23 protein-coding genes, 2 tRNA genes and 1 pseudogene are annotated in these 26,233 nt (G+C 61.9%); 16 read left to right on the plus strand and 10 right to left on the minus strand.

The features are described from left to right. Positions 1-132: 132 nt before the first annotated feature. From fabB to BMZ57_RS26800, 5 genes are all read right to left on the minus strand, one after another. Entirely contained in the window at positions 133-1,344 is a 1,212-nt protein-coding gene (gene fabB, locus BMZ57_RS26780) for a beta-ketoacyl-ACP synthase I (protein ID WP_074900722.1), read from the minus strand. An 11-nt stretch (positions 1,345-1,355) separates the two neighbouring features. Next, complete coding sequence (gene fabA / locus BMZ57_RS26785; RefSeq protein WP_010211704.1) at positions 1,356-1,871, minus strand: 3-hydroxyacyl-[acyl-carrier-protein] dehydratase FabA; 516 nt, start codon at positions 1,869-1,871, stop codon at positions 1,356-1,358. A gap of 249 nt (positions 1,872-2,120) precedes the next feature. Then, the gene (locus tag BMZ57_RS26790) at positions 2,121-4,022 is read right to left on the minus strand and encodes an ATP-binding protein (protein WP_044286897.1); all 1,902 of its coding nucleotides are present in this window, start codon (positions 4,020-4,022) and stop codon (positions 2,121-2,123) included. After that, entirely contained in the window at positions 4,019-4,948 is a 930-nt protein-coding gene (locus BMZ57_RS26795) for an ABC transporter substrate-binding protein (protein WP_069672563.1), read from the minus strand. The genes BMZ57_RS26790 and BMZ57_RS26795 overlap by 4 nt, the downstream gene beginning before the upstream one ends. 1 nt (position 4,949) lies before the next feature. Continuing rightward, positions 4,950-7,070, minus strand: coding sequence for a TonB-dependent receptor plug domain-containing protein (locus BMZ57_RS26800; protein WP_367870006.1), 2,121 nt, complete (start codon positions 7,068-7,070; stop codon positions 4,950-4,952). Positions 7,071-7,265: 195 nt separating this feature from the next. Here BMZ57_RS26800 and BMZ57_RS26805 point away from each other — a divergent pair, with 195 nt between their 5' ends. The 9 genes from BMZ57_RS26805 to BMZ57_RS26845 all read left to right on the plus strand — a co-directional run bounded on the left by BMZ57_RS26805 (position 7,266) and on the right by BMZ57_RS26845 (position 15,111). Continuing rightward, on the plus strand, positions 7,266-8,291 hold the full coding sequence (locus BMZ57_RS26805) for an NAD(P)H-dependent glycerol-3-phosphate dehydrogenase (protein WP_010211695.1): 1,026 nt from the start codon (positions 7,266-7,268) through the stop codon (positions 8,289-8,291). A 10-nt stretch (positions 8,292-8,301) separates the two neighbouring features. Continuing rightward, positions 8,302-8,649 carry a DUF4389 domain-containing protein gene (locus BMZ57_RS26810; protein ID WP_010211694.1) on the plus strand — a complete coding sequence of 116 codons (348 nt, stop codon included), beginning with the start codon at positions 8,302-8,304 and terminating at the stop codon, positions 8,647-8,649. After that, on the plus strand, positions 8,646-9,095 hold the full coding sequence (gene sixA / locus BMZ57_RS26815; RefSeq protein WP_010211692.1) for a phosphohistidine phosphatase SixA: 450 nt from the start codon (positions 8,646-8,648) through the stop codon (positions 9,093-9,095). Before BMZ57_RS26810 ends, sixA begins: the two co-directional genes overlap by 4 nt. A gap of 85 nt (positions 9,096-9,180) precedes the next feature. Continuing rightward, entirely contained in the window at positions 9,181-10,830 is a 1,650-nt protein-coding gene (locus tag BMZ57_RS26820) for an AMP-binding protein (protein ID WP_021492130.1), read from the plus strand. Between the two features lie 30 nt (positions 10,831-10,860). Beyond that, the gene (locus BMZ57_RS26825; protein ID WP_010211688.1) at positions 10,861-11,304 is read left to right on the plus strand and encodes a hotdog fold thioesterase; all 444 of its coding nucleotides are present in this window, start codon (positions 10,861-10,863) and stop codon (positions 11,302-11,304) included. Positions 11,305-11,401: 97 nt separating this feature from the next. Next, positions 11,402-12,205, plus strand: coding sequence for an alpha/beta fold hydrolase (locus tag BMZ57_RS26830; protein WP_010211687.1), 804 nt, complete (start codon positions 11,402-11,404; stop codon positions 12,203-12,205). Further along, the gene (locus tag BMZ57_RS26835; RefSeq protein WP_047543503.1) at positions 12,202-13,056 is read left to right on the plus strand and encodes an alpha/beta hydrolase; all 855 of its coding nucleotides are present in this window, start codon (positions 12,202-12,204) and stop codon (positions 13,054-13,056) included. The genes BMZ57_RS26830 and BMZ57_RS26835 overlap by 4 nt, the downstream gene beginning before the upstream one ends. A gap of 102 nt (positions 13,057-13,158) precedes the next feature. Next, positions 13,159-13,977 carry a DUF4892 domain-containing protein gene (locus BMZ57_RS26840; RefSeq protein WP_069672565.1) on the plus strand — a complete coding sequence of 273 codons (819 nt, stop codon included), beginning with the start codon at positions 13,159-13,161 and terminating at the stop codon, positions 13,975-13,977. Between the two features lie 72 nt (positions 13,978-14,049). Continuing rightward, positions 14,050-15,111 carry an AI-2E family transporter gene (locus tag BMZ57_RS26845; protein WP_010211684.1) on the plus strand — a complete coding sequence of 354 codons (1,062 nt, stop codon included), beginning with the start codon at positions 14,050-14,052 and terminating at the stop codon, positions 15,109-15,111. Positions 15,112-15,175: 64 nt separating this feature from the next. Here the strand turns inward: BMZ57_RS26845 and BMZ57_RS26850 are convergent, their stop codons facing one another. Further along, a complete protein-coding gene (locus BMZ57_RS26850; RefSeq protein WP_010211683.1) occupies positions 15,176-16,207 on the minus strand; it encodes a sensor histidine kinase in 1,032 nt (343 codons plus the stop codon). Then, positions 16,207-16,971 (minus strand): response regulator, encoded by a 765-nt coding sequence (locus tag BMZ57_RS26855; protein WP_069672569.1) that lies wholly within the window; start codon positions 16,969-16,971, stop codon positions 16,207-16,209. The genes BMZ57_RS26850 and BMZ57_RS26855 overlap by 1 nt, the downstream gene beginning before the upstream one ends. 259 nt (positions 16,972-17,230) lie before the next feature. On the opposite strand from BMZ57_RS26855, the gene pyrF reads away from it, so the two are divergent. Beyond that, entirely contained in the window at positions 17,231-17,929 is a 699-nt protein-coding gene (gene pyrF, locus BMZ57_RS26860) for an orotidine-5'-phosphate decarboxylase (protein WP_010211681.1), read from the plus strand. A gap of 148 nt (positions 17,930-18,077) precedes the next feature. Here the strand turns inward: pyrF and BMZ57_RS26865 are convergent, their stop codons facing one another. Next, positions 18,078-19,085, minus strand: coding sequence for an NADP-dependent oxidoreductase (locus BMZ57_RS26865; protein WP_010211680.1), 1,008 nt, complete (start codon positions 19,083-19,085; stop codon positions 18,078-18,080). 228 nt (positions 19,086-19,313) lie between these two features. On the opposite strand from BMZ57_RS26865, the gene BMZ57_RS26870 reads away from it, so the two are divergent. The 4 genes and pseudogenes from BMZ57_RS26870 (at position 19,314) to BMZ57_RS30310 (ending at position 23,773) form a co-directional block, all read left to right on the plus strand. Then, a complete protein-coding gene (locus tag BMZ57_RS26870; protein ID WP_010211676.1) occupies positions 19,314-20,075 on the plus strand; it encodes an SDR family oxidoreductase in 762 nt (253 codons plus the stop codon). A 203-nt stretch (positions 20,076-20,278) separates the two neighbouring features. Then, positions 20,279-21,691: an aminotransferase-like domain-containing protein gene (locus BMZ57_RS26875; RefSeq protein WP_021492127.1), complete on the plus strand. Its 1,413-nt coding sequence runs from the start codon at positions 20,279-20,281 to the stop codon at positions 21,689-21,691. 1,023 nt (positions 21,692-22,714) lie between these two features. Next, positions 22,715-22,915: pseudogene (locus BMZ57_RS30305) on the plus strand (HAMP domain-containing protein); the annotation flags it as partial. A 15-nt stretch (positions 22,916-22,930) separates the two neighbouring features. Next, entirely contained in the window at positions 22,931-23,773 is an 843-nt protein-coding gene (locus BMZ57_RS30310; protein WP_392397732.1) for a methyl-accepting chemotaxis protein, read from the plus strand. A gap of 37 nt (positions 23,774-23,810) precedes the next feature. On the opposite strand, the gene BMZ57_RS26885 is transcribed toward BMZ57_RS30310, so the two are convergent. After that, a complete protein-coding gene (locus BMZ57_RS26885; RefSeq protein ID WP_010211671.1) occupies positions 23,811-24,623 on the minus strand; it encodes an alpha/beta fold hydrolase in 813 nt (270 codons plus the stop codon). A 152-nt stretch (positions 24,624-24,775) separates the two neighbouring features. After that, a complete protein-coding gene (locus tag BMZ57_RS26890; protein WP_010211670.1) occupies positions 24,776-25,546 on the minus strand; it encodes a hypothetical protein in 771 nt (256 codons plus the stop codon). 360 nt (positions 25,547-25,906) lie between these two features. Between BMZ57_RS26890 and BMZ57_RS26895 the strand changes: the two genes are divergently transcribed. Together BMZ57_RS26895 and BMZ57_RS26900 are read left to right on the plus strand one after the other, a co-directional pair. Then, a tRNA-Glu gene (locus BMZ57_RS26895) sits at positions 25,907-25,982 on the plus strand. A 4-nt stretch (positions 25,983-25,986) separates the two neighbouring features. Next, positions 25,987-26,062, plus strand: a tRNA-Gly gene (locus tag BMZ57_RS26900). The last annotated feature ends 171 nt before the right edge of the window (positions 26,063-26,233 follow it).

Consider the following 26,233-nt stretch of genomic DNA (forward strand, 5'->3'; position numbering starts at 1 on the left):
AAAGAAATGCGGTCAGTGTGGGAGCGGGCTTGCTCGCGAAGCAGGCGACTCGGTCCTGAGTTGATTGCCCACAAAAAAGCCCCGAACCAGTCGGGGCTTTTTCATGCGATCAAGCGACAGGCCTTAATTACCCTACCAGCGTTTCAGCACCAGGGTGGCGTTAGTGCCACCAAAGCCAAAGCTGTTGCTCATCACAGTGTCGATTTTTGCATTCTCAACGGTTTTGGTCAGGATCGGCATGTCAGCCACCACCGGATCAATCTCGTCGATGTTGGCCGAGCCGGCCATGAAGTTGCCTTCCATCATCAGCAGGCAGTAGATCGCTTCGTGAACGCCGGCGGCGCCCAGGGAGTGACCCGACAGGCTCTTGGTGGAGCTGATGGCTGGCGCCTTGTCGCCGAAGACCGCACGCACGCCTTCCATTTCCTTGGCGTCGCCGACCGGAGTCGAGGTGCCGTGGGTGTTCAGGTAGTCGATTGGGGTATCTACAGTGGACATGGCCATCTGCATGCAACGGATGGCGCCTTCACCGCTCGGGGCAACCATGTCGTAGCCGTCGGAAGTGGCGCCGTAGCCGACGATTTCCGCGTAGATCTTGGCACCACGGGCCAGAGCGTGTTCCAGCTCCTCGACCACCACCATGCCGCCACCGCCGGCGATGACGAAACCGTCACGCTTGGCGTCGTAGGCGCGGGAGGCCTTTTCCGGGGTTTCGTTGTATTGAGTGGACAGCGCGCCCATGGCGTCGAACAGGAACGACTGGCTCCAATGCTCTTCTTCACCGCCGCCGGCGAATACGATGTCCTGCTTGCCCAGCTGGATCTGCTCAACCGCAGTACCGATGCAGTGTGCACTGGTGGCGCAGGCGGAGGAGATCGAGTAGTTCACGCCCTTGATCTGGAACGGCGTGGCCAGGCAGGCCGAAACGGTGCTGCCCATGGTCCGCGTGACACGGTAAGGGCCAACGCGCTTCACGCCTTTTTCGCGCAGGATGTCCAGCGCTTCCATCTGGTTGAGGGTCGATGCGCCGCCGGAGCCGGCGATCAGGCCGGTGCGTACGTTCGATACCTGGTCGTCGCTCAGGCCGGAGTCGGCGATCGCGTCTTTCATGGCCAGGTAGGCATAGGCGGCAGCGTGGCCGACGAAGCGATAGATCTTGCGATCAATCAGCTCTTCGAGGGGCAGGTCGATGGAGCCGGAAACCTGGCTACGCAGACCCATTTCGGCATATTCCGGGTTGAAGCGGATGCCAGGGCGACTTGCACGCAGGTTAGCGGTGACGGTCTCTTTGTCATTGCCCAGGCAAGAAACAATGCCCAGACCAGTGATAACGACGCGGCGCATGCGGATAACCCTTAAAAGTTGTCAGTGGAAGTGAATACGCCGACCCGAAGGCCTTCGGCAGTATAGATCTCGCGACCGTCGACGCTCACCGAACCATCGGCGATGGCCAGGTTCAGCTTGCCCTTGAGGACGCGCTTGATTTGAATGTTATAGGTGACTTTCTTGGCGGTCGGCAGAACCTGGCCAAAGAACTTCACTTCGCCCGAACCCAGGGCGCGGCCGCGGCCAGGCAAACCTTGCCAGCCGAGGAAGAAACCGACCAGCTGCCACATGGCGTCAAGGCCCAGGCAACCTGGCATCACTGGGTCGCCTTCGAAATGGCAGGCGAAGAACCACAGGTCCGGGGTGATATCCAGCTCGGCGACCAATTCACCTTTGCCGTACTTGCCACCCTCTTCGCTGATATGGGTGATGCGATCCACCATCAGCATGTTCGGGGCGGGCAGTTGCGCGTTACCTGGGCCGAACAGCTCACCGCGACTGCAGCGCAGCAGGTCTTCCCGAGTAAAGGCGTTTTGTTTGGTCATGCGAGCTCCTCAATAATCCCATGCGGCAGGGTAGGGTAAATCTTCCCGAACCGAATGAAGCGTTCATGCCTCATGTCGGCAGCCTACACATAGACTATTGCGTTGTAGTGAAAGTCACAGCGGCAAGGTACTGAATGTACACTTGTTCACTGAAATTTTAAACCGGGCCTGTTTATGGGCCCGTTCGGGTGCCTAAGACTGCCGCACTTTCGTCTTTCACGCCAGTCGGACTTGGCTGATGGCGCGGCGCTATTGCACCCAACGTTGTAGGATTTGCTGCAAATCCGTGCGTTTGAACGGCTTGGCCAGGTAATCGTTCATTCCCGCTGCCAGACAGGCTTCACGGTCGCCCTGCAAGGCGTTGGCAGTCAGGGCGATGATCGGCAGGTCGGCGCAACCCGGCAACTGCCGAATCTGCCGGGTGGCTTCGTAGCCGTCGATCACCGGCAGCCGGCAATCCATCAGGATGGCGGTGAAAATCAGGCTCTCGGCGCTGCGGATCGCCTCGGCACCGTCGGTGGCCAGGCTCACTTCAAAGCCCAGGCTGCGCAGCATGGCTTCGACCACTGCGCGGTTGACCGGGTTGTCTTCCACCAACAGCACATGGCGACCATCGCCTGCGCCGGTTTTGCCGTCGGCGTCGCTGGCGATGGCCGGCACGCTGTGCTGGTCAATGGCCAGCGGAATTTCCAGGGTGAACACCGAGCCGCGGGCTTCTTCGCTCTGGGCGCGCAGGGTGCCGCCCATGCGTTCGGCCAGGGTTCGGGCGATGGGCAGGCCCAGGCCGGTGCCGCCGTAACGTCTTGAAATGGAACTGTCGGCCTGCTGGAACGCATCGAACATCAATTCCAGGCGTTCGGCGGAAATCCCGATGCCACTGTCGCGCACGGTGCAGGTGAACCACACCAGTTCATGGTCGAGGGTCTGCCAGTGTGGCTCGATGCTGACGTTGCCGTTCTCGGTGAACTTCAGCGCGTTGCCGATCAGGTTCACCAGAATCTGACGGATCCGCGTCGGGTCGCCCTGCACCCGCAAGGTATCCATCCCTGGCGGAATCGACAGCTCCAGCGCCAGCCCGCGCTGCTGGGCGCTGTGCTGAAACGCCTGGGCGCAGCTGTTGATCAGGTCCGCCAGGTTGAACGGAATGTGCTCCAGCTCCAGCGCCGCGCGCTCGATACGCGAGAAGTCGAGGATATCGTTGATCACCTTGAGCAAATGCTCGGTGGACTCCGACGCCAGCGCCGCGTACTCGGTCTGTTCTTCGGTCATCTCGGTGGTTTCCAACAACTGCAACATGCCCAGCACGCCGTTCATGGGTGTGCGCAACTCATGGCTCATCATCGCCAGGAAATCCGATTTCGCGTTGTTGGCCCGCTCGGCCTCTTCGCGAGTCTGGATCAACTGGGCCATGGCCTGTTGCTGTTCGCGGCTGGCCTGGTTGAGGCCTTCGGCGAGGTTGTTGATATGCCGAGACAGGTCGCCCAGTTCGGAGTCGTCCACGATCGGCAGCGGCGTCTTGTAGTCGCCTTGCTGGATCGCCTTCACCGCATGGCCCATGGCGCTGATCGGCTGCGACAGGCTGGCGGCCAGGCGCCGTGCGAGCAGGAAGGTAAACAGGAGGGCGAACAGTGCGAGGATGCCGGCCTTGAAGAGGATCTCCTGCTGGCGCTGGCTGAAGGCATCGTTGGACATGCCGACGATCACGCGGCCCAGGTAGTCAGCGCGCGGGGCCTTGGATTCGTTGAGGTTATCCTGGAAGAAATCATTGCCGAGCTGAATGTGTTGCAGGCGGATCGGCGCCTGGAACACTTTGACTGACAGCGACCGGTCATGTTTCTCCGACGGTTGCTCGACATACACGAGGATATTCTCGCTGCTGTCCTGGATTTCCAGAAAGCGCACATGGGGCGTGGCCAGCGTGGCGCGCAACAGGCTGTCGAGCACGTCATTGTTGCCGGAAATCACCCCGTACTCGGTGGCGGGCGCCAGTTGGTTGGCGATCAACTGGCCGGTGTGGTCCAGTTCCTGGCGCAGGTCCTGGATACGCACGAAGGTGAAGAAGCTGATCAACAGCAACGTCAGCAACAGCGCCGGGCCCAGGGTAATGAGCTGGGTGCGGGTGTTGATGTCCCAACGACGACGCAAGGTCATGGGCGTTTTTCTCCTTCGGCCAATCGGGTGGCGACACTGGCTTCGTCCACCCGTTCGATCCCCAGTGAGCGCGCGACTTGCGGGTTGCCCACGACTTTGAAGCGTTCCGGGTACAGCGAGTGCGGCCAGTTGGCCGGCGAGTGGTCGAGCAGGCGGTCGAGCACGGCAAGCCAGTCGGCCTGGTCGCTGTAAGTGCTGGCCAGGCTGCCGGCCCGCACGAAGCCCGCGTTCGGGCCTATCAGCGGCAACTGCTGGGCGTAACTGCTCAGCAACAGGTTCTTCGCGGTCTTCGGGTTGTACAACTGCGGGTCGTCGAGGCCGAGCAGTACGTCACTGTTGCGGAACAGGGTCTGCAGCGGCCGACTGTCAGTAATGTTGTCCCAGAGCTGCGGCACGATTTCCAGGCCCAGTAGCGTTGCGTGCTGGCGCAGTTCAGGCAGCAGGAACTCGCTGCCGGCGCCATAGAGCACGCCGATACGCCGGGCCTGCGGCAGGATGCTCGCGATCAGGCGTAGTTGGCGATCGAGCGGTGGGTCGCTCCACAGCAGGCTAATGCGTGGGTGCGGCATGGCGCCCAGGCGCTGATGGGCTTGCAGGCGGCTGATGCGCAGCACCAGGGTCGGTGGGCCCTGGGGCTCTTGCAGGCGCCAGTCGAGGCCGGGCAGGTCCAGCAGGATCAAGCGCGTGGTTGCCGGTAGGCGGCCGGGTGCCGGCAAGTCTTTGAGGGCGGTAAAGGTGATACGGTCTTCCGGGCGTTGCTGGGCCAGGGCCTGGGCAAAGGCCTGCACCCCGGCGCCGTCTTCGGCGGCGGTCAGCAGGATGTCGGCGCTCCACGCCGGCGCGGCCATCAGAAGACAGGCGAGTAGCACCGCTCGCCGCCAGAGTCGAGTGATAAACAGGCCGGTCATCCGTGACGAGTCGCCCATGTCAGAACTCTAACTCGGCACTGAAGTAGAGCACGTGGCGATGGTCATAGTTGTTGTCGGCCCAGGTCGTGGGCTGGTTGTCGAGGCGTTCTTGCAGCATGCCGGCCAGCTCCACATTGGCTTTGCCCAGGGCAATGCGCTTGGCCACCCGCAGGTCGACCCGTTCGAAGCGATATTGGTTGAGTGCGTCATCGCCATAGTAGAACAGCGCACTGGACCAACCCTGGCCCCATTCACGCAACCAGCCGGCGGAGCCGCTGTTGCGGGCGGTCTGTGCTTTGTCCAGCGGGTTGCTGGTGCTGGCGTCGACGTAAGCGTAGGTAAGGCGCAGGCGGTCGGCATTGCTCACGCGCCAGTCGAACTGCGACTCGGCGCCGGTAAACCGAGCGCTGTTGGCGTTGCTGGCAATGTACTGGTTATTGCGCAGCGGCGAGCTGATCATGTCGGTGATCTCGTCGTAGAACAGTTTCACGTCCATGTTCAGCCCGATGTCGGCAAAGAAGCCGTTGTACCCCAGTTCCCGTGACTTCATCATCTCTTTATCGAGGTTGCCCGGGCCCCGGGTTTTTACGAAGTATTGCCCGGTGGTCTGCCCATAGGCCGGGGAGCTGAGGTTGGTGACGCGATAACTCCAGTTGACGTTGTTCTCGAACATGTCCGGGGAGCGGATCGCCTCGGAATACACCGCGCGCAAGCCGTGGCGCGGGTTGATCAGGTAGTTGACCGCCACCCGTGGCGTCAGCGAGTTGCCGCTCAGGTGGGTGTCTTCATACATGGCGCCGCCTTGCAGCAGCCAGTGCTCGCTGGCGCGCCATTCCAACTGGCCGAACAGGCGCCAGGTGGTGTCGTCCAGGGTGCCGTTGAAGTAGGTGTCGGAGTCGGCGCGGTCGTAGCGGTAGTTCATGCCGCTGACCAGGCGCAGGCTGTCGGACAGGCTGAGCGTGTCCTGAATCTCCAGGTCGTAGCGGCTTTCGCGGGTGCTCTGGTCGATGTCACCGCACACGCTTTGGCTGGCACCGTCGCGCCACTGCTGCAGCACTTGGTTGGCCAACGCCTGCTCGGCGGCGTTGCCCGGTGGTGCGCTGCCCTGGCTGTAGATGTCCATGTGCCGGGCCAGCAGTTCGGCGTAATTGGGGTTCATCTGCCACAACTGGGTCAGTTCGGGGCTGAATGAGACTTTGGCGTCACAGGCTTTCCAGATCTGGCGGCGGTCCCACTGTTGGGCGGAGCCCTGGATGTACAGGCTGTGATCCGGGTTGAAGTCGAAGTTCCAGCGCAGGGAGCCGGCGTAATCCTTGGCGGTGACGTCGGAATTGTTGCCGCCTTCGGTAATCCCTGCGAAGACCGGGCTGTAGGTATACGGCCGCTGGTTGGTGCCTTCCTTCGCGTCCAGCTGCAGGTCGATGCTTTGTTGCGTGTTCAGCGTTTGGCTGATGGCCAGGCTGAAGCGGTTGAGACGGCGGCTGTCACGACGGTCTGCGCCGGTGGCATCGCTGTCGAAGCCGTTGTCCTGTTGCCCGGAGAGGGACAGGCGCAAGTCACCGGTTTCCCAGCCCGCGCCCTGGCTGGCATAGAAATCATTGATACCGCGTTCGCCACGCACCACTTTTAACCGCGTGCCGTGGCTGTTGGCCGGCGAGCGCGTAAGAATGTTGACCACCGCCATCAGCGCATTGGCGCCGTAGCTGACGGTGTTGGGGCCACGGAACACTTCAATGCGCTCGATATCTTCCATGGCCACCGGAATATCGCTCCAGTCCACGGTGGCCAGGCCCGCGCGATACACCGAGCGGCCGTCGATCAACACCTGCATGCGCCGCGCATCGCTGGCACTGGTGCCGTGGTAGTTCACCGCGGCCTGGTTGCCGGTGGTGTAACCGACCATCATCCCCGGCACCAGCCGCAGCAACTCGCTGATGTCCCGCGCGCCGCTGGCCTTGATCAGCTCGCGGTCGATCACGGTCATGCTGCCGGGCACCGCGGCGGCCGACTGCTTGAGGCGCGTGGCCGTCAACACCTGGGGGAGCGGCTGGCTGTCGAGGAACAGATCGTCGGCCATGGCTGGCGCGCTGCACAGCAGCATCAGCCACAGAGATGAACGGGGAGGAGGGGCCAAATACACGGCACGGCCTTGATAATTACGGATAGCCGCCCATGTTAACTGAGGTGGGGCCTTTTGCCAGTCGTCGGACTTGCAATTGCGTCATGAAAATGTGGCATTTTCCGACAAACGCACGAATTGATACGGGGGCTGGCCGCCAGCGGGTCGGCCCGTATAATGCCGCCATCGCCACTGGTATGGATTAACGGATTGCATATGACTGAACAGCGCCCTATTGCGGTCCTGGGAGGCGGAAGTTTTGGTACCGCCGTGGCAAACCTGCTGGCCGAGAACGGCCACGCCGTGCGCCAGTGGATGCGCGATCCCGAACAGGCCGAGGCCATTCGGGTGCACCGGGAAAATCCGCGTTACCTTAAAGGCATCAAGATTCATCCGGCGGTCGAGCCTGTCACCGACCTGCTGGAAACCCTTACGGCGTGCGACCTGTGCTTCGTCGCGCTGCCGTCCAGCGCCTTGCGCTCGGTGCTGGCACCCCACGCCGAGCGTCTGGCCGGCAAGCTGCTGGTCAGCCTGACCAAGGGCATCGAGGCGCAGACCTTCAAGCTGATGAGCGAAATCCTCGAAGAGATCGCTCCCCAGGCGCGCATTGGCGTGCTGTCCGGGCCGAACCTGGCAAGGGAAGTTGCCGAACACGCGCTGACCGCCACGGTTGTCGCCAGTGAAGATGAGGAACTGTGCGAACGCGTCCAGGCCGTGTTGCATGGCCGTACTTTCCGCGTCTACGCCAGCGGCGACCGCTTTGGCGTCGAGCTGGGCGGTGCGCTGAAAAACGTCTACGCGATCATTGCAGGCATGGCCGTCGCGCTGGGCATGGGCGAAAACACCAAGAGCATGCTGATCACCCGCGCCCTCGCCGAGATGACCCGTTTTGCGGTGAACCAGGGTGCCAATCCGATGACCTTCCTGGGGCTGGCGGGCGTGGGCGACTTGATCGTCACCTGCTCCTCGCCGAAAAGTCGCAATTACCAGGTCGGGTTTGCGCTTGGCCAGGGCCTGAGCCTGGAAGACGCAGTCACGCGTCTGGGTGAAGTGGCCGAAGGGGTCAACACCCTCAAAGTACTCAAGGCCAAGGCCCAGGAAGTGGGCGTCTATATGCCGCTGGTCGCTGGGCTGCACGCGATCCTGTTTGAAGGCCGCACCCTGAACCAGGTCATCGAGTTGCTGATGCGCGCCGAGCCCAAGACCGATGTCGACTTCATTTCCACCAGTGGTTTCAACTGAGGAACGCGTCATGAACGATCCGAAAGCAGCCCCCAAGTACGAATCCATTGCCCTGCGCATCCTGTGGATGCTGGTGTTTGCCCTGGTGTGGCAGGTGGCGCAGTTCCTGCTCGGCGCACTGGTGGTGGTGCAACTGATCTACCGCCTGGTCTACAGCGCCCCGAACCTGGGCCTGATGAACTTCGGCGACAGCCTCAGCCAGTTCCTGGCGCAGATCGGCCGCTTCGGCAGCTTCCACACCGAACAGAAGCCGTGGCCTTTCGCCGACTGGCCGACCCCGCGCGCGCCCGAGGGCGAAGCCGCCCACAGCGTGCCGCCGGCGCCGCATCCGGTGCGTGATGAAGAGCCAAAGCTGTGAAGCTGTGGATACTGCGCCACGGTGAGGCCGAAGGGCATGCCCGCACCGATGCCGAGCGCAACCTCACCGAGCACGGCCGTGGAGAAGTGTTGCGCAGTGCCGCGCACCTGATCGACCAGCCCCTGAGCGCGATCATCGCCAGCCCCTATGTGCGGGCGCAGCAAACTGCGCACCTGGTGCGCGATGCATTAGGTTTCGAACCGGAAATCCGCACGGTGCCGTGGCTGACCCCCGAGGGCAACCCGCTGCAGGTGCTGGAGAAGCTCGACACCGATGACAACGTGCTGCTGGTCAGCCATCAACCGTTGGTGGGCAGCCTGATCAGCTTTTTGCAGCACGGTCACCTGCGGCAGCCACAGCCGATGCACACCGCCAGCCTGGCTGAACTGGAAGGGGATTTCCCGCTGGCGGGGCTGATGAACCTGGTCAACGTGAAGAATCCGTAGGCTTTATCGCGGCTTTGTGTGTGCTATATAGTCAACCAAGCAAGTGCTTGGTTGGCTATCGTCGGACCACAAAGGAGCGCGTCCCATGCCCGTCGCTTTTCGTTTGCCGTTGCAGGTCTTCTTCGAACGTGAAGCGCGACATCCGCGCCAAACCTTTCTGGTGCAGCCCGTCGGTGATGGCGAGGTGCAAAGCCTTACCTGGGGCGACGTTGGCCACCAGGCTCGCTGCGCCGCGAACTGGCTGCGCGCCCGGGAGTTGCCCCAGGGCTCGCACATTGCGTTGATCTCGAAAAACTGCGCCCACTGGATCATTGCCGACCTGGCGATCTGGATGGCTGGGCATGTCTCGGTGCCGCTCTACCCCAACCTCACCGCTGATTCCGTTGCCCATGTGCTGACTCATTCCGAGGCGGCGCTGGTGTTGATCGGCAAGCTTGATGATTGGCCAGCCATGGCGCCCGGTGTGCCTAAGGATGTGCCGACCATCAGCCTGCCGTTGTGCCCGTCGGGCGAGTTCGATTTCAGTTGGGCCGATCTGCAGGCCTCCTCGCCGATTCAGGATGACCCGGCGCCGGCCGCCTCGGACCTGGCCACCATCATTTATACCTCCGGTACCACGGGCCTGCCCAAAGGCGTGATGCACAGCTTCGGCGCGCTGGGGTTTGCCGCGACCCGTGGTACGGCGTTGTTTGGCTTGGGTGAGGGCGACCGCTTGTTGTCCTACCTGCCGCTGTGCCACGTGGCGGAGCGGATGTTTGTGGAAATGGCCTCGATCTACACCGGGCAAACAGTGTTCTTCGCCGAAAGCCTGGAGACGTTTCTGGTGGACCTACGCAGGGCGCGTCCGACCGCACTGTTTGGCGTGCCGCGCATCTGGACCAAATTCCAGATGGGCGTCTACGCCAAGGTTCCGGCAAAACGCCTGGACGCCTTGCTGCGCCTGCCGTTCATCGGCAAGCGTGTGGGCCACAAGGTGCTCGCCGGCCTGGGCTTGGACGCGTTGCGTATCGCGCTTTCGGGGGCAGCGCCTGTGCCTGAAGCGCTGCTGCGCTGGTATCGGCGGCTGGGCCTGGACGTGCTTGAGGTGTATGGCATGACCGAGAGTTGCGGCTACTCCCATGTTTGCCGTCCCGGTCAGCAAACCCTCGGCTGGATCGGCCTGCCGTGCCCCGGTGTTGAAGTGCGTATCGATCCTGCGGGGGAAGTGCAGGTGCGGAGCGGTGCGACCATGCTCGGCTACTACAAGGACCCGCAGAAAACCGCCGAGACGATCACCGCCGATGGCTTCCTGCGCACGGGGGACAAAGGCGAGCAGGACACCGAGGGCCGTCTGCGCCTGACCGGACGGCTGAAGGAGATCTTCAAGACCAGCAAGGGCAAATACGTGGCCCCGGCGCCGATCGAAAACCGCCTGGCCGAACATGCGCGTATCGAGCAGGTGTGTGTGGTGGGGGATGGGTTGAGCGCGCCTATTGGTTTGTGCGTATTGTCGGCGGTGGAACAGGACCCGCAAGCGCTGCGCAGCAGTCTTGAACGTTGGTTGGTACAGGTCAACCAGACGCTGGACAAGCATGAGCGCCTGCGCCAACTGGTGGTGGTGAAAGACAGTTGGGCAGTGGAAAACGGCTTTTTGACGCCGACCTTGAAGATCAAACGCAACGCGATCGAATCGACTTACGGTGAATATTTCCAGCGGTGGAGCGAGCGTTCCGAAACGGTTCTGTGGCAGGATTAGGGCCGTAATAAAACCAATAAGGACAATTCCATGAGCCTGTGGCGCACCCAACCGAATATCGAACAACTCAACGCGATCCAGAAAAACACCATCGGTGAACTGCTCGATATCCGCTTTGAAAGCTTCGACGACGATTCCCTGACCGCCAGCATGGTAGTCGACCATCGCACCCATCAGCCCTACGGCCTGTTGCACGGCGGCGCGTCGGTGGTGTTGGCCGAGAGCGTCGGCTCTATGGCGGCCTATCTGTGTATCGACCCGAGCAAGTTTTATTGCGTCGGCCTGGAGGTCAACGCCAACCACCTGCGCGGTGTGCGTAGCGGGCGGGTGACGGCGGTGGCCAAGGCGATCCATATCGGTCGCACCACCCAGGTCTGGGACATCCGCCTGACAAGCGATGAGGGCAAGGCCAGTTGCGTGTCGCGCCTGACCATGGCGGTGGTGCCGCTGGGCGAGAACCCGCCGGCGCGATAGGTGTGGCGTGAGTGTCATCATTCCTGGCAGTTACAGTCATTGCTGTGCCGGCTGGGCATGGTGACAATCAATCTCTGTTTTTGTAGATGGATCCGGTATGTCGCAGCACGTGTTTTTTGCTCACGCCAATGGCTTCCCCTCGGCTACCTACGGCAAGTTGTTCGCCGCCCTGGCCCCGGAATATACGGTGGCCCACCTGCCGCAGCACGGTCACGACCCCCGATTTCCGGTGGACGATAACTGGCAGAACCTGGTGGACGAGCTGATCCATCACCTGGAACAGCAACCTGAGCCGGTGTGGGGCGTGGGCCATTCCCTCGGTGGCGTGTTGCACCTGCACGCGGCCATGCGGTGCCCACAGTTGTATCGCGGGGTGGTGATGCTGGATTCGCCCGTGCTGACCCGCGCGGACCGCTGGGTGATTCGTGCGGCCAAGCGCTTGGGTTTCATCGACCGCTTGACCCCGGCCGGACGCACCCTGGGCCGTCGCGAGGAATTTACCGACCTGGAGGCGGCGCGCAGTTACTTCGCCGGCAAAACCCTGTTCCGTGGCTTTGACCCGGAATGCTTCGACGCTTACCTGCAACATGGCCTGTATCAGGTGGGCGATCGCCTGCGCCTGCGCTTCGACCCGGCCACCGAAATCAGCATCTACCGGGGCGTGCCCCACACCAGCCCCGGCCAGGTGCGCCAGTTGAAGGTGCCGCTGGCGGTGGTGCGCGGTCGGCAAAGCCGGGTGGTGATGCGTCACCACGCCAATGGCGTCGGGCGCCTGCCCATGGGCGAGATGCTCACAATGCCTGGTGGCCACATGTTTCCCCTTGAACGCCCGCAAGACACCGCGGCCTTGATCAAGAACCTGTTTTCCCGCTGGGAAGCCCGCGAGCGCAGCTGCGCATGAGCACGCCGGTCGAAGAAGTCCGCCTGAGCCTGCCGCATATCGAACTGGCGGCCCATCTGTTTGGCCCCGAGGACGGTTTGCCGGTGATCGCCCTGCATGGCTGGCTGGACAATGCCAACAGCTTTGCGCGACTGGCGCCGAAACTTCAGGGCTTGCGCATCGTTGCACTGGATATGGCCGGGCATGGGCATTCGGCGCATCGTCCTACAGGTGCCGGTTATGCCTTGTGGGATTACGTCTATGACGTGCTGCAAGTCGCTGAGCAACTCGGGTGGAAACGTTTTGCATTACTTGGTCACTCTCTCGGCGCGATCGTGTCCCTGGTGCTGGCCGGCGCGTTGCCGGAGCGTGTGACCCACCTGGGATTGATCGACGGCGTGATCCCGCCGACCGCCAGCGGTGAGAACGCCGCCGAGCGGCTGGGTATGGCCTTGCAGGCGCAATTGAACCTGCAGGAAAAGCGCAAGCCGGTCTATAACACCCTGGATCGAGCGGTCGAAGCGCGCATGAAAGGGGTAGTGGCGGTCAGCCGCGAAGCCGCCGAACTGCTGGCCCAGCGCGGTTTGATGCCAGTGCCGGGCGGTTACACCTGGCGCACCGACAGCCGTCTGACCCTGGCTTCGCCGATGCGCCTGACCGACGAACAAGCGATGGCCTTCGTGCGGCGCGTAGCTTGTCCTACTCAATTGGTGGTCGCTGCGGATGGCATGCTGGCGAAACATTCCGAATTGCTTTCCCAGCTACCCTTTGCAGTCAGCACGCTGCCAGGCGGCCATCATTTGCACTTGAATGAGGAGTCCGGCGCGGTCCTTGTTGCAGACTGTTTCAATCGGTTCTTCTCCGCGCCTTGACTTGGGGCGGTCAACTGCCGAGGCTGGGCGGATTGATAGGGAGTCAACCATGAACTACTTCAACACCGCTGTGACCTCCGATGGCCAGGGCTCGTTGATCTTATGAGCGTGCGTAACGGATGTATCCGTATCCTGGGCTTGAGCCTTTTGAGCCCACTGGTATTCGCCGCCGACGTACCGGGCAGCCAGGACCTGCCCACCGTGGCCCGTCAGGTCGATTCGCAAATTGTCGACTACCGTCCCGCCGAAGAAAAAGAACGTATCTACCCCATGGGCGCGATCCGCAAGATCAGCGGCCAACTGCGTTATGAAGGCCAGGCCACCGCCCGCGGCCAGACCTCCGCCATCACCTATGAACTGCCCCCCGAACACAGCTCCAGCGCCGCGTTTACGGCAACGCGTGAAGCGTTTCAGGAAAAGGGCGCGCAGTTGTTGTTCTGGTGCCAGGCCCGGGATTGCGGTGAAAGCAGCCTGTGGGCCAATGAAGTGTTCGGCAACGCCAAGCTGGTGGGTGCCGACGGCCAGCAGGAATACCTGCTGCTGCGCCTGGCGGCTCCCCAGGAAAACTCCCTGGTGGCGCTGTACGGCATCACCCGTGGCAATCGCCGCGCCTATCTGCATGTAGAGCAGTTGGATGCCAGCGCGCCGTTGGCCGACCTGTTGCCCACCTCCGCGACCCTACTGCGTGAGTTGAAAAGCACCGGCGAGCTGGATTTTCCCGCACTGGGCGGCGACCCTGACGACACCTGGCTGACCCTGATTTCCCGTGGCCTGAACCTGGATGCCACGTTGCGCGTCAGCCTGACCGGCCCGACCGCTGAGGCCTGGCGCCAGGCGCTGGTTGACAAGGGCGTGCGCGCTGCGCGCATGGAAATCGGCACGGGTGACGCCAAGGGCCTGCACCTGCATCTGATACGCTAGGCGTAACAGGGCGAACGGACCCGTGCCGTTCGCCTAAGCTGTCTTCCTACAGTCTTCCTTTCGAGATCCTACATGCTCAATAACGATCGCCTACTGGTGCAAATCCTGCTGCTGGTGCTGTTCGGTGCCAGTTTCTGGGTGATGGCGCCGTTCTGGTCGGCGCTGTTCTGGGGCGCGGTGCTGGCGTTTGCCAGCTGGCCGTTGATGGTCCTGCTCACCCGCTGGCTGGGGGGGCGGGAATCCTTGGCCGCCGGCATCCTCACGTTGGGTTGGATGCTGTTGGTGGCGCTGCCGCTGGTGTGGCTGGGTTTCAACCTCGCGGATCACGTGCGCGATGCAACGGCGTTGATTAAGGATATCCAGGTCGACGGCTTGCCGGAGGCGCCTACCTGGCTCGGCTCGATCCCCTTTGTCGGCGAACGGCTGGTGGCGATGTGGGACAGCATTGATCAGCAGGGCGCGGCCTTGATGGTCAGCATCAAGCCTTACCTGGGGCAGGTCGGCAACTGGTTGCTGGCGCGCAGTGCGCAAATCGGTGGGGGGATTCTGGAACTGACCCTTAGCCTGGTATTCGTGTTCTTTTTCTACCGTGATGGGCCGCGCCTGGCGATGTTCGTTCACCGCCTGTTGGAACGCTTGATCGGCGATCGTGCTGGCTACTACATCGAACTGGTGGCCGGCACCGTACAGCGGGTGGTCAACGGCGTGATCGGCACCGCCGCCGCGCAAGCGCTGTTGGCGTTGATCGGCTTCTTGATTGCTGGCGTACCGGGCGCGCTGGTGCTGGGTATCGTCACCTTCCTGCTCAGCCTCATCCCCATGGGACCGCCGCTGGTATGGATCCCGGCCACGGCCTGGCTGGCCTGGAAGGGCGACTACACCTACGCGGTGTTCCTCGGCGTGTGGGGCACCTTCATCATCAGCGGCGTGGACAACGTGCTCAAGCCGTACCTGATCAGCCGTGGTGGCAACCTGCCGCTGGTGATCGTGCTGCTTGGCGTGTTCGGCGGCTTGATTGCGTTTGGGTTCATCGGCCTGTTTATCGGTCCGACCCTGCTGGCGGTGGCCTACAGCCTGTTGATGGATTGGAGCGCAACCCATGCCCAAGGACGGCGGGAAGATAAACCCCTGTAACTGACCGGTAGAAATCATTGTGGGAGCTGGCTTGCCTGCTCCTGCATGAGTCCGTGTTGGCCCTTCAGACCCTGGGCAACCACATCACGGCGGTCAGCCCACCACCCGGTGTTTCCTCCAGGTCCAGCCGACCGCCGAGGCGTTCCGCCGCCTCCTTGGAAATCGTCATGCCCAGGCCGACACCGCCGGAGTTGCGATTGCGTGAGCCCTCCAGGCGATAGAACGGCTCGAACACCGCCTCACGCTTGTCAGCGGCGATGCCGGGGCCGTGGTCGATCACACGGATCACCAAGGCCTCGCGGCTGTCCGTCAGTTCGATGCGCGCCGTACCGGCATAGCGCAGGGCATTGTCGATCAGGTTGTTGAGGCACGAACGCAAGGCCATCGGCTGCACCTGCAGCGGCGCGCAGGTGCCGGCGAACTGCACGTCGGCGCCCTGGTCCTGGGCGTTTTCGCTCATCGACTCCACCAGCGCCTGCACGTCCAGCCAATGCCGGGCTTCGCTGGTGCGTTGCTCGTGCAGGTAGCTCAGGGTGGCGTCGAGCATGCCGATCATGTCGTCGAGGTCCTGGCGCATCTGGCCCTGCAGCTTGGTGTCGTCGATCTGTTCCAGGCGCAGCTTGAGGCGTGACAGCGGGGTGCGCAGGTCATGGGAAACCGCGCCAAGCATGCGCGCACGCTGGCTGACCTGTTCGCGGATACGCCGTTGCATCAGGTTAAACGTCGACGCGGCCTGCTGTGCCTCACGCGGTCCCGATTCGTCGAGGGGCGGGCTGTCGAGGTCCAGGCTCAAGCGCTCGGCGGCTTCGCTCAGGCGCTGAATCGGACGGCTCAGCAACTTGGCACCGTACCAGGCCGCAATGATCAGCGAGATGAATTGGAACGTCAGCGGCACCACCGGGCCGCCAAACCACGGGCGCTTGTGCTTGGGCAGAGGCTTCATCGTGCCGTCGGGCTGTTCGACAAAGGTTTCCTGAGGCGGCGGGGGCGGGCCGTAATAGCGAAACCAGGAGAACGCCAGCACGTGGGCCAGGATAATCGCTACCAGCAACACGCCAAACAGTCGACCGAATAACGTGTTGAAGCCGTTACGCATTAACCGATGTCCCGTGCATCGAACAGGTAGCCTTCGCCACGCACGGTCTTGATCAGGTGCGGGGCCTTGGGGTCATCCCCGAGTTTTTGCCGCAGGCGCGACACCAGCAAGTCGATGCTGCGATCAAAGGCCTCAATGGAGCGGCCTCGGGCTGCATCCAGCAACTGCTCACGGCTCAATACCCGGCGCGGGCGCTCGATGAACACCCACAGCAGGCGGAATTCTGCGTTGGACAGCGGCACCACCAGGCCATTATCGGCGACCAGTTGGCGTAACACGCTGTTGAGGCGCCAGTTGTCGAAGCGGATGTTGGCGCGCTGTTCGGTGCGATCATCGCGCACTCGGCGCAGGATGGTCTGGATCCGCGCTACCAGCTCACGCGGCTCGAATGGCTTGGACATATAGTCGTCGGCGCCCAGTTCCAGGCCGATGATCCGGTCGGTGGGTTCGCAGCGGGCGGTGAGCATCAGGATCGGGATGTCCGACTCCGCGCGCAGCCAGCGGCACAGCGACAGGCCGTCTTCACCCGGCAACATCAGGTCAAGCACCACCACATCGAAGGTTTCGGCTTGCATGGCCTGGCGCATCGCGGTGCCGTCGGTGACGCCGGTGGCCAGGATGCCGAAGCGCGCGAGGTAATCGATCAGCAGTTCACGGATCGGCACATCGTCGTCAACGATCAGCGCGCGGGTGTTCCAGCGTGTGTCATCGGCGATCACTGTGCCTTTTTGCTCGTCGTTCAAAGAGACGGAAGGGGTCTGCATAATGCGATCATCTGCCTGGTCGTTGCGGTCAGCATAGGCGCCCAGCCCCATGGCTGGAAGTGCTGGTCGGTGGGTCGTGCGTGCGAGGCTAGCCGAGGGGCGTGTTGGGGGCGTGTCGTAAATGTATCAACTTTGAAATAATTGCAGAAAATGCCCGCCCGATGGCGGTTGGTCAGTATTTACCGATCATCGGATCCCGCAACGGCGCCGCTTGCGCTACAATCCGCGCCGATTTCGACTTGCCTGAGAGCCCATTCCAATGTCCGTCTGCCAGACTCCTATCATCGTCGCCCTGGATTACCCCACTCGTGACGCCGCACTGAAGCTGGCTGACCAGTTGGACCCGAAGCTTTGCCGGGTCAAGGTCGGCAAGGAACTGTTCACCAGTTGCGCCGCGGAAATCGTCGGCACCCTGCGTGATAAAGGCTTCGAGGTGTTCCTCGACCTGAAATTCCACGATATCCCGAACACCACCGCTATGGCGGTCAAGGCCGCCGCCGAAATGGGCGTGTGGATGGTCAACGTGCACTGCTCCGGTGGCCTGCGCATGATGAGCGCCTGCCGTGAGGTGTTGGAGCAGCGCAGCGGTCCTAAACCTTTGCTGATCGGTGTGACCGTACTCACCAGCATGGAACGCGAAGACCTGGCTGGCATCGGCCTGGACATCGAACCCCAGGAGCAAGTGCTGCGCCTGGCTGCCCTGGCGCAGAAAGCCGGCCTCGACGGCCTGGTGTGCTCGGCGCTGGAAGCCCAGGCGCTGAAAACCGCGCACCCGTCGCTGCAATTGGTGACCCCGGGGATTCGTCCGGCGGGCAGCGCCCAGGACGATCAGCGCCGCATCCTGACGCCGCGCCAGGCACTGGACGCGGGTTCCGATTATCTGGTGATCGGTCGTCCGATCAGTCAGGCGGCGGATCCGGCCAAGGCGTTGGCGGCAGTTGTCGCTGAAATCGCCTAAACAACGGGTAGGCGCTGCTGACTTGCCAGCGATGGGGCGCTTGCTACCGCTGGCGGCTAAACCGGCATCCCTGCCGGTTTAGCCGCCCAATCCCTGTCGAATTGCGGCCAGCGTTTTTGGGGGAGTGGTTACATTGGCGTCAGCTGCGTCAGCTGACCTTGAGCACCAACTTCCCGAAGTTCTCCCCGTTGAACAGCTTCATCAGCGTCTCCGGGAACGTCTCCAGCCCCTCCACGATATCTTCCTTGCTCTTGAGCTTGCCCTGGGCCATCCAGCCGGCCATTTCCTGCCCGGCAGCGGCAAAGCCTGCAGCGTGATCCATCACCACGAACCCTTCCATGCGCGCGCGATTGACCAGCAGTGACAAGTAATTGGCCGGACCTTTCACGGCTTCCTTGTTGTTGTACTGGCTGATGGCGCCGCAGATCACCACGCGGGCTTTCAGTGCCAGGCGGCTGAGGACGGCATCGAGAATATCGCCGCCGACGTTATCGAAATACACATCCACGCCTTTGGGGCACTCGCGTTTGAGTGCAGCGGGCACGTCTTCGCTTTTGTAATCGATGGCGGCATCGAAGCCCAGCTCATCCACCAGGAACTTGCACTTGTCGGCGCCACCGGCAATGCCCACCACACGGCAGCCCTTGAGTTTGGCAATCTGCCCGGCAATGCTGCCCACGGCACCCGCCGCGCCGGAGATCACCACGGTTTCGCCGGCCTTTGGCGCACCGGTGTCCAACAGTGCAAAGTAGGCGGTCATGCCCGTCATGCCCAAGGCAGACAGGTAGCGCGGCAAAGGCGCCAGTTTCGGGTCAACCTTGTAGAAGCCACGCGGCTCGCCCAGGAAATAATCCTGCACGCCCAGCGCACCGTTGACGTAGTCGCCGACGGCGAACTTCGGGTTGTTCGAGGCAATCACCTTGCCCACACCCAGCGCGCGCATCACCTCGCCGATGCCGACCGGCGCAATATAGGACTTGCCTTCATTCATCCAGCCGCGCATGGCCGGGTCGAGGGACAGGTATTCGTTATGCACCAGCACTTGGCCGTCCTGGGGCGTGCCCACCGGGACTTCCTGGTAAGTGAAGGTGTCCCGGGTGGCCGCGCCGACCGGGCGCTTGGCGAGCAGGAATTGGCGGTTGGTCTGGGCGGTCATGGTGGCGACTCTTCTGGAAATGAACCTGAAGTGATAGACCTTCAATGGGCAGGGAGCAAGGTTCACCGAGGGCGCGAATGCCGGTCGATAGGTGTTGCTGATAGTCGCCAGGTGCCCCTTATCACTGCGATCCATGCAGCCCCAACCGGCGGTTTGATAGTGCTGACGCGTCCGGCGCGGCGTTGGCTAGACTCGACCCACCGCTTTTTCTCCCACAGGACATCTTCTATGAGCATGACGTTTTCCGGCCAGGTCGCTCTGGTGACCGGCGCCGCTGCCGGTATTGGCCGCGCCACCGCGCTGGCGTTCGCCGCCGAAGGTTTGAAGGTCGTGGTTGCCGATTTGGATGCAACGGGCGGTGAAAACACCGTCGCCCTGATCCATCAGGCCGGCGGCGAAGCGCTGTTTGTGCGCTGCAACGTCACGCTGGAGGCGGATGTCCAGCAATTGATGGCCCAGACCCTTGCCGCCTATGGTCGCCTGGACTACGCCTTCAATAATGCCGGGATCGAAATCGAAAAGGGCAAGCTGGCCGACGGCAGCCTGGATGAGTTCGACGCGATCATGGGTGTCAACGTCAAGGGCGTGTGGTTGTGCATGAAGCACCAGTTGCCGCTGCTGTTGGCCCAGGGCGGCGGGGCGATCGTCAACACCGCGTCAGTCGCGGGGTTGGGCGCGGCGCCGAAGATGAGTATTTATGCGGCTTCCAAGCATGCGGTGATTGGCCTGACCAAATCGGCGGCCATCGAGTATGCGAAGAAGAAAATCCGCGTCAACGCGGTCTGCCCGGCCGTGATCGATACCGATATGTTCCGGCGAGCCTATGAAGCCGACCCACGCAAAGCTGAATTTGCCGCTGCCATGCACCCGGTGGGTCGCATCGGCAAGGTCGAGGAAATTGCCAGTGCGGTGCTTTATCTGTGCAGCGACGGTGCGGCGTTTACCACGGGTCAAGCCTTGGCGGTGGACGGTGGTGCGACCGCAATCTAGGACCTCACGCCGCCCTCCATTCGAAAAGGTTTGGGGGGCTGTGGGGCGTTTCCATAGATGGCGGAGTGCCCCGTCAGAATGTGTATCATTAGGTAAATAATCCAACAAAATCAATGATTTAATAAGTATTGGCAGGCGGTCGAAATGGGCTTCTGTGCTTAACTGTTCTGGGTTGAACAACAGACAGTTGAAGTGAGTGGCGCATGGATTTAGGGATCGATCGACAAGCCCTTGTACCGGTGGTGCAGCAAATCATCAGCGCAGTGACGCAATGGATTCGCTCGAGTGGCGCGAGCCCCGGCACGCGCTTACCGTCCATTCGACAGGTGGCCCTCGATAATTTGCTCAGCCAATCCAGCGTGATCGAGGCGTTCGAGCGGATGGTTGCCCAGGGTGTGCTGGTTTCCAGGCCCGGTTCGGGTTTCAGCGTGGCCCAGCCGCCCGCTTTGCCTGAGGACCTTTGGTACGAAGGTGCGGAGCGGGGATGGGGCACCTTCGTTGATAGCCCACTGGGCGAACTGAAGTTGGGCTGCGGCTGGTTGCCGGATGCCTGGCGTGAAAGCGATGACATCAGTTACGCGATTCGTGAGGTCACTCGAATCGACACCGCCGGCCTGTTCAACTACAGCACGCCATTGGGGTTGCCGGCGCTGCGTGAACAACTGTTCAAGCGCCTGAGCCGAATCCACATTGCCACCCACCAGGACCGTATCCTCACCACGGCGGGCGCAAGCCATGCCCAGGACTTGCTGATACGCACCCTGCTCAAGGCCGGCGACTGCGTGGTGGTCGAAACGCCCGGGTACGGCAACCTCTATCGGCAATTGGCTTTTCACGGCGTGCAACTCCTGCAAGTCCCGCGAACCCCCGGAGGCCCGGATATTCCGGCGCTGGAAGCGCTGCTGCAGCGGCATCGGCCCAAGTGCCTGTTCATCAACAGCCTGTACCACAATCCCACCGGCTCCAGCCTGTGCCGCACGGTGGCAGAGCGTTTGCTGGAGCTGGCGCGGCGCGACAATTTCCTGATCGTTGAAGAGGATGTTTTCGGTGACCTGCAACACGCCAGTTGCACACGCCTTTCAGCACTGCCCCATGATGATCGGGTGATCTACGTCGCCAGCTTTTCCAAAACCTTGAGCAGTGCCTTGCGCGTGGGTTACCTGAGTGCCAGCGCCGCGATCATCGCGCAGTTGGCCAGCCTCAAGACCCTGACCGGTTTCGGCACTTCACGCTTTGCCGAAGCGGTGGTGGTCACGCTGCTCGCAAATGGCACCTACCGCAAATGGGTACAGCGCTTGCGCAAGCGGCTGAACACGCAAATGGCAGCTACGCTACAGGTGCTGGAGGACGAGGAGTGGGAGGTGTTCGCCATACCTGCAGGCGGTATGTTCCTGTGGGCTCGTCCGGGAGTAGGGGACTGGTCACAGTTGCAGGCATGTGCCCGACGGCTCGGCGTTCTGTTGTCGCCGGGGGCGCTGTTCAGCCCAACCAGCGAGCCCAGTGAGTGGCTGCGCATCAACGTGGCCTATGCCGCTGATCAACGGGCGTTGGCGTTGTTCCGCGCCATGGGGCCCGCCAGATCGACCTCGACCATTCTGAAAACGACGAGTGTGTAGCTTTTTGCCATTATTGTGGCGCCAACGACTTGTGTTCAGTGCCTTGCGGTTGCGACTCTCGCCTGTGTAAACAGGGCTCGATGGCAACCGCCATTGCAAGAGGATTCAAGTGCAATGATTTCGGCCGTGCAACGACAATTCGCCAACCTCGGTATGGCAAAAAAACTGGGCTTGGGCTTCACCCTGGTACTGCTGCTGACGGCGTTGATCGCAGCGATCGGGGTGTGGTCCCTGCAAACCATTGGTCAGCGTTTCGAAGGGCTCAAGGCCATGTCGTCGCTGAACAGCGGTTTACTCAAGGTGCGCCTGATCGAGCAGGACTACGCGTTGCACGCCGACCCCAAGGCCGTCGACGCCCTGCATGAAAGTGTCGATGCCTTGGCGGCTCTTGCGGCCAGTCTCAAGGCCCAGTCGGCGGCCAACGTGCCGGTGATGACCGATGTAGAGGAAGCCTTGGCCGCCTACCGCAAGGCGTTCGATGAGTTTGTCGAATTGACCCAGACCAAGGACCTGGCGTTGGAAATGGCCAGTTGGTCGGTGTCCAGCGTGGCAAACAATCTGGATGTGCTGCAGGCCGGGCTGGCGGATGACGGCGCCTATGGCCTGAAGGAAAGCCAGGGTAAGGAAGGCGCTGAGTTTATCGAGCAGGCGGGGCAGGTCAGCCAGGTGTCGCGCCTGATGCTGCAGGCCATGAATGAAGCCCATGTACGCCTGAACCAGAGCCGTAAAGTCGATGAAGACACCAGCGAACAAGGCAAGATCGAGCAAGCCGACCAGGCCCTGGCCCAGGTCGAGCAACTGAAGACCTCGGTCAAGGACTCTGGCTACCAGACCGTGCTCAACGAAGTGGCCGGGCATATCGCCGCCTTCAGTGAAAAACTCGGTGAGTACACCGGGCTACTGGCTCAAGAGAAGGTGGTCTACAAACAGTTGCATGATCGGGCGGACCAAGTGGTCAGCCGGGTCAACCAGGCATACGACGCCGAAGACCAGTCCATGCAGGCGCAGTTGAAGAAAAGCTCAATGCTGATCCTCGGTTCTTCGGCCCTGGCCTTGCTGGTGGGGTTGATAGCGGCGTGGGTGATCACCCGTTTGATCGTCGCACCGCTGCGCAGCGTGATTGCCGTGGCGCAGCAGATCGCCGCCGGCGATTTGAGCGGGCGCATGGAGGTCAACCGCCGTGATGAAATCGGGCAGTTGATGCAGGCCATGCAACAGATGGGCAACGGGCTTAGCCAGATGGTCAGCGGCCTGCAAGCCGGTATCGAGCAACTGGCCAGTTCGGCGCATTCCTTGTCCAGCGTCACCGAGCAGACCAATGTCGAGGTCAGCAGCCAGAAAGAAGAAACCGAACAGGTCGCCACGGCGATGAACCAGATGACCGCCACCGTGCATGACGTGGCACGCAACGCCGAAGAGGCCGCGCAAGCCGCACAGACCGCCGATGAAAAAGTCGATAGCGGTCAGCGGGTCGTGCGCCAGAGTTTGCAGCGCATCGAGTTGTTGGCCACTTCCAGCTCCAGTGCGAGCGCCAGCATCGAGAGCCTGAGCGCGGAGATCCAGCATATTGGCAGCGTGTTGAGTGTGATCAAAAGTGTGGCCGAACAGACCAACCTGCTGGCGCTCAACGCCGCCATCGAGGCCGCCCGCGCTGGCGAGCAGGGTCGTGGTTTTGCGGTGGTTGCCGATGAAGTACGGGCCTTGGCAAAGCGCACTCAACACTCCACCGAAGAAATCGAACGACTGGTCAGCACCTTGCGCAGCGCGGCACAGTCCTCGGTGCAGCAGATCCAGCAAAGCGGGGAGTTGGTGAAGCTGGCGGTGAGCGATGCCCTGGAAACCGAAAGTGCCTTGGGCAGCATCGCGGTGGCGGTGTCGTTGATCCAGCAGATGAACCAGCAGATTGCCGCGGCGGCCGAGGAGCAAAGCTCGGTGGCCGAAGAGATCAACCGCAGCGTCACCAGTATCCGCGCCAGTGCCGATCAGTCGGCGTTGAGTATGCAAGGCAACGCCGCGTCGAGCATTCAGCTGGCGCAGTTGGGGGCGGAACTCAAGGGCATGGTGGGACACTTCCGCCTGTGATCGCTGCACGTTGGCAGCGACCGCAGGGGAAGGGCGGTCAGGCGTTGTTGGCGAGGAAAGTCAACAGGGCTTCGTTGACGAAGTCCGGGTTTTCCCTTGCGCTGATATGGCCTGCTTCCGGAATCAGGATCAGGCTGCAGCCGATCAGCCCGGCCATTTCCTCGGACTCGGCGGGAGGGCGTGGTTTGTCCTGCTCGCCGCACATCACCAGCGTGGTATCGGCGTCCAGGCGTGGGAGCTGCTCCAGTATGTCTTCGCGACTGAAGATCAACCGACCCAGGGGCACGATGCTCTGCAACAGGCGCTCCTTGGAGTAACCCTGCAATTGCTTGCGGAAATCCTGGTACAGCGCTGATTCGCGGTCGATGCCCGGGCGGAAGAAGATAGGCGCCACCACATCCAGCAACGGCTCGGGGATCGCGCCGGCGTCTTCGATCATCTTGAACAGTGAGAAATAGTACTGGCGCGTGGCCTCGGGCTCGGCGCCCAGGTAGGTGTCCATCAGCACCAGGCTGTTGATCCGCTCGGGAGCCCGCAGCGCCAGGCGTGCGCCCCACATACCGCCGACCGAGAGCCCCACCAGGTTGATCTGTGCAATATCCAACTGGTCAATCAGGGTCAGGGCCTGGCGTGCCAAGTCATCAAGGGAGCGGGTTTGCGCCGGCAACGAAGCGGATTCACCATGGCCCCACAGTTCGGGCACGATCACCCGGTACTGTTGCGACAGGGCCTCGATCTGTGGCGACCACATGTCGGCGTCCCACAGGTAGCTTGAACCGAGCAGGACGACTGGGCCGGTGCCCTGGTCTACGTAGTGCAGCGGTTGTCCATCAATGACGGCGACGGGCATAACGGGCCTCTGACTTCACGGAGTAAGGGGCACTTTTTTACGCTAGTCGGGCGCGCGGGGATAGATGCAAAGTGATGGCATCTTGTGAAGCCATGAGGTTGTAGTGAGCCGGGCAAGCCCGCTCAACACAGGCTCGCCCCACGACCGCACAATCAGTCGTAGATGACTTTTTTCTTCCACTCGGCGTCGGCATCCACCACTTTGAGGCCTTCGGTAAGTTCGTTGATTTCGTCTTCGGCGGGCTTGCTGTTGGTCAGCACCGTCGAGTTCGCGCGGACCAGCTGGGCTTCCAGGTGTTGCAGCTGCGCGCTGTAGATCGCCGGCTCCGGCTGTTTACGCAGGTACTGCACGCCACGCTCGAATGCCAGGCGTGCCTGGCCCGGCTGAGCCTGTTGCAGGGCGTGCTGGCCAAGGTTGTTGAAGAACTCGATATGCAGCAACACCAGGATATGGCGGATTTCCCGGATCCAGTGCTTGGCCTCGTTGGCCGGCAGGAAACCGTCCTGGGCGGCGCGGGTGACCTGGCCGTGCAGGGCTTCGAGCAGGAAACGCACGTCCTTGGCCTTGGCTTCGGTCTGGATCGGCGCAGGCGGGTTGTTCACCGGGATCGATTCGCCCTGGGCCACCAGCGCATTCAGCTCGGCGATGCGGGCTTTCAGCGCTGCGCTGCCTTTGTTGAGGTTCAGCAGGCGCTGGTTGACGTTGAGCTCCAGGCGGGTGATCAACAGTTTGAGTGCCGGGGTCATCAACTGGCCGGGGAAGGTTTCGGTGATTTCACCGCAACGGCGCAGACGATCATTAAGCTCGATCTCGGTGCGCTTCTTTTCAAGCTTGTTGTTTTCCACCACGTGGTTCATGTAGCCAATGGCGATCAGTATTGCGATCCCGGCTATTACCAGCAGGGTGATCATGAGTGGTGTCACCGGTGTGACCTCTTTATAGGGTTTACAGTAGAGTGTAGTGACTGGGCCATCCGGCGGATAGGACTGATCGACCAGTTGCCCGGGTAGTTTGCTTCTATATAGATAGGCGCTCCCTGCATGGATGCACATTGCCATCATTTGCCAGCGTGAACTATAGCGTCTTGTCGGGCGCCAGAATATAGGCGTCAAAGCCCGGCCGCGCACAATCTGCCCGCAAGCCCGCAAAGCAGGTCGAAGTCATTGATTTTAATAAATTTATCCTTGGGGGTTGACGACCTTTCAATCCATCCATAGAATGCGCGCCACTTAACGCGTAAAGCACACAGCGAAACGCGGCTAGGTAGTGAATGTTGTACGTGTGTCCCCTTCGTCTAGTGGCCTAGGACACCGCCCTTTCACGGCGGTAACAGGGGTTCGAGTCCCCTAGGGGACGCCAATTTGCGGGAATAGCTCAGTTGGTAGAGCACGACCTTGCCAAGGTCGGGGTCGCGAGTTCGAGTCTCGTTTCCCGCTCCAAGTTTAAGCAGTGTGGCTCTCGGGCGGCACTGAGTGAAACCAGGGCATGATCTTCGGATCTAACCTCTGGGCACTGAAATACACACCATGTGTTTCAGTTGTGTGTCCCCTTCGTCTAGTGGCCTAGGACACCGCCCTTTCACGGCGGTAACAGGGGTTCGAGTCCCCTAG

This window comes from Pseudomonas simiae (assembly GCF_900111895.1).
Taxonomy (GTDB): Bacteria; Pseudomonadota; Gammaproteobacteria; order Pseudomonadales; family Pseudomonadaceae; genus Aquipseudomonas; species Aquipseudomonas simiae.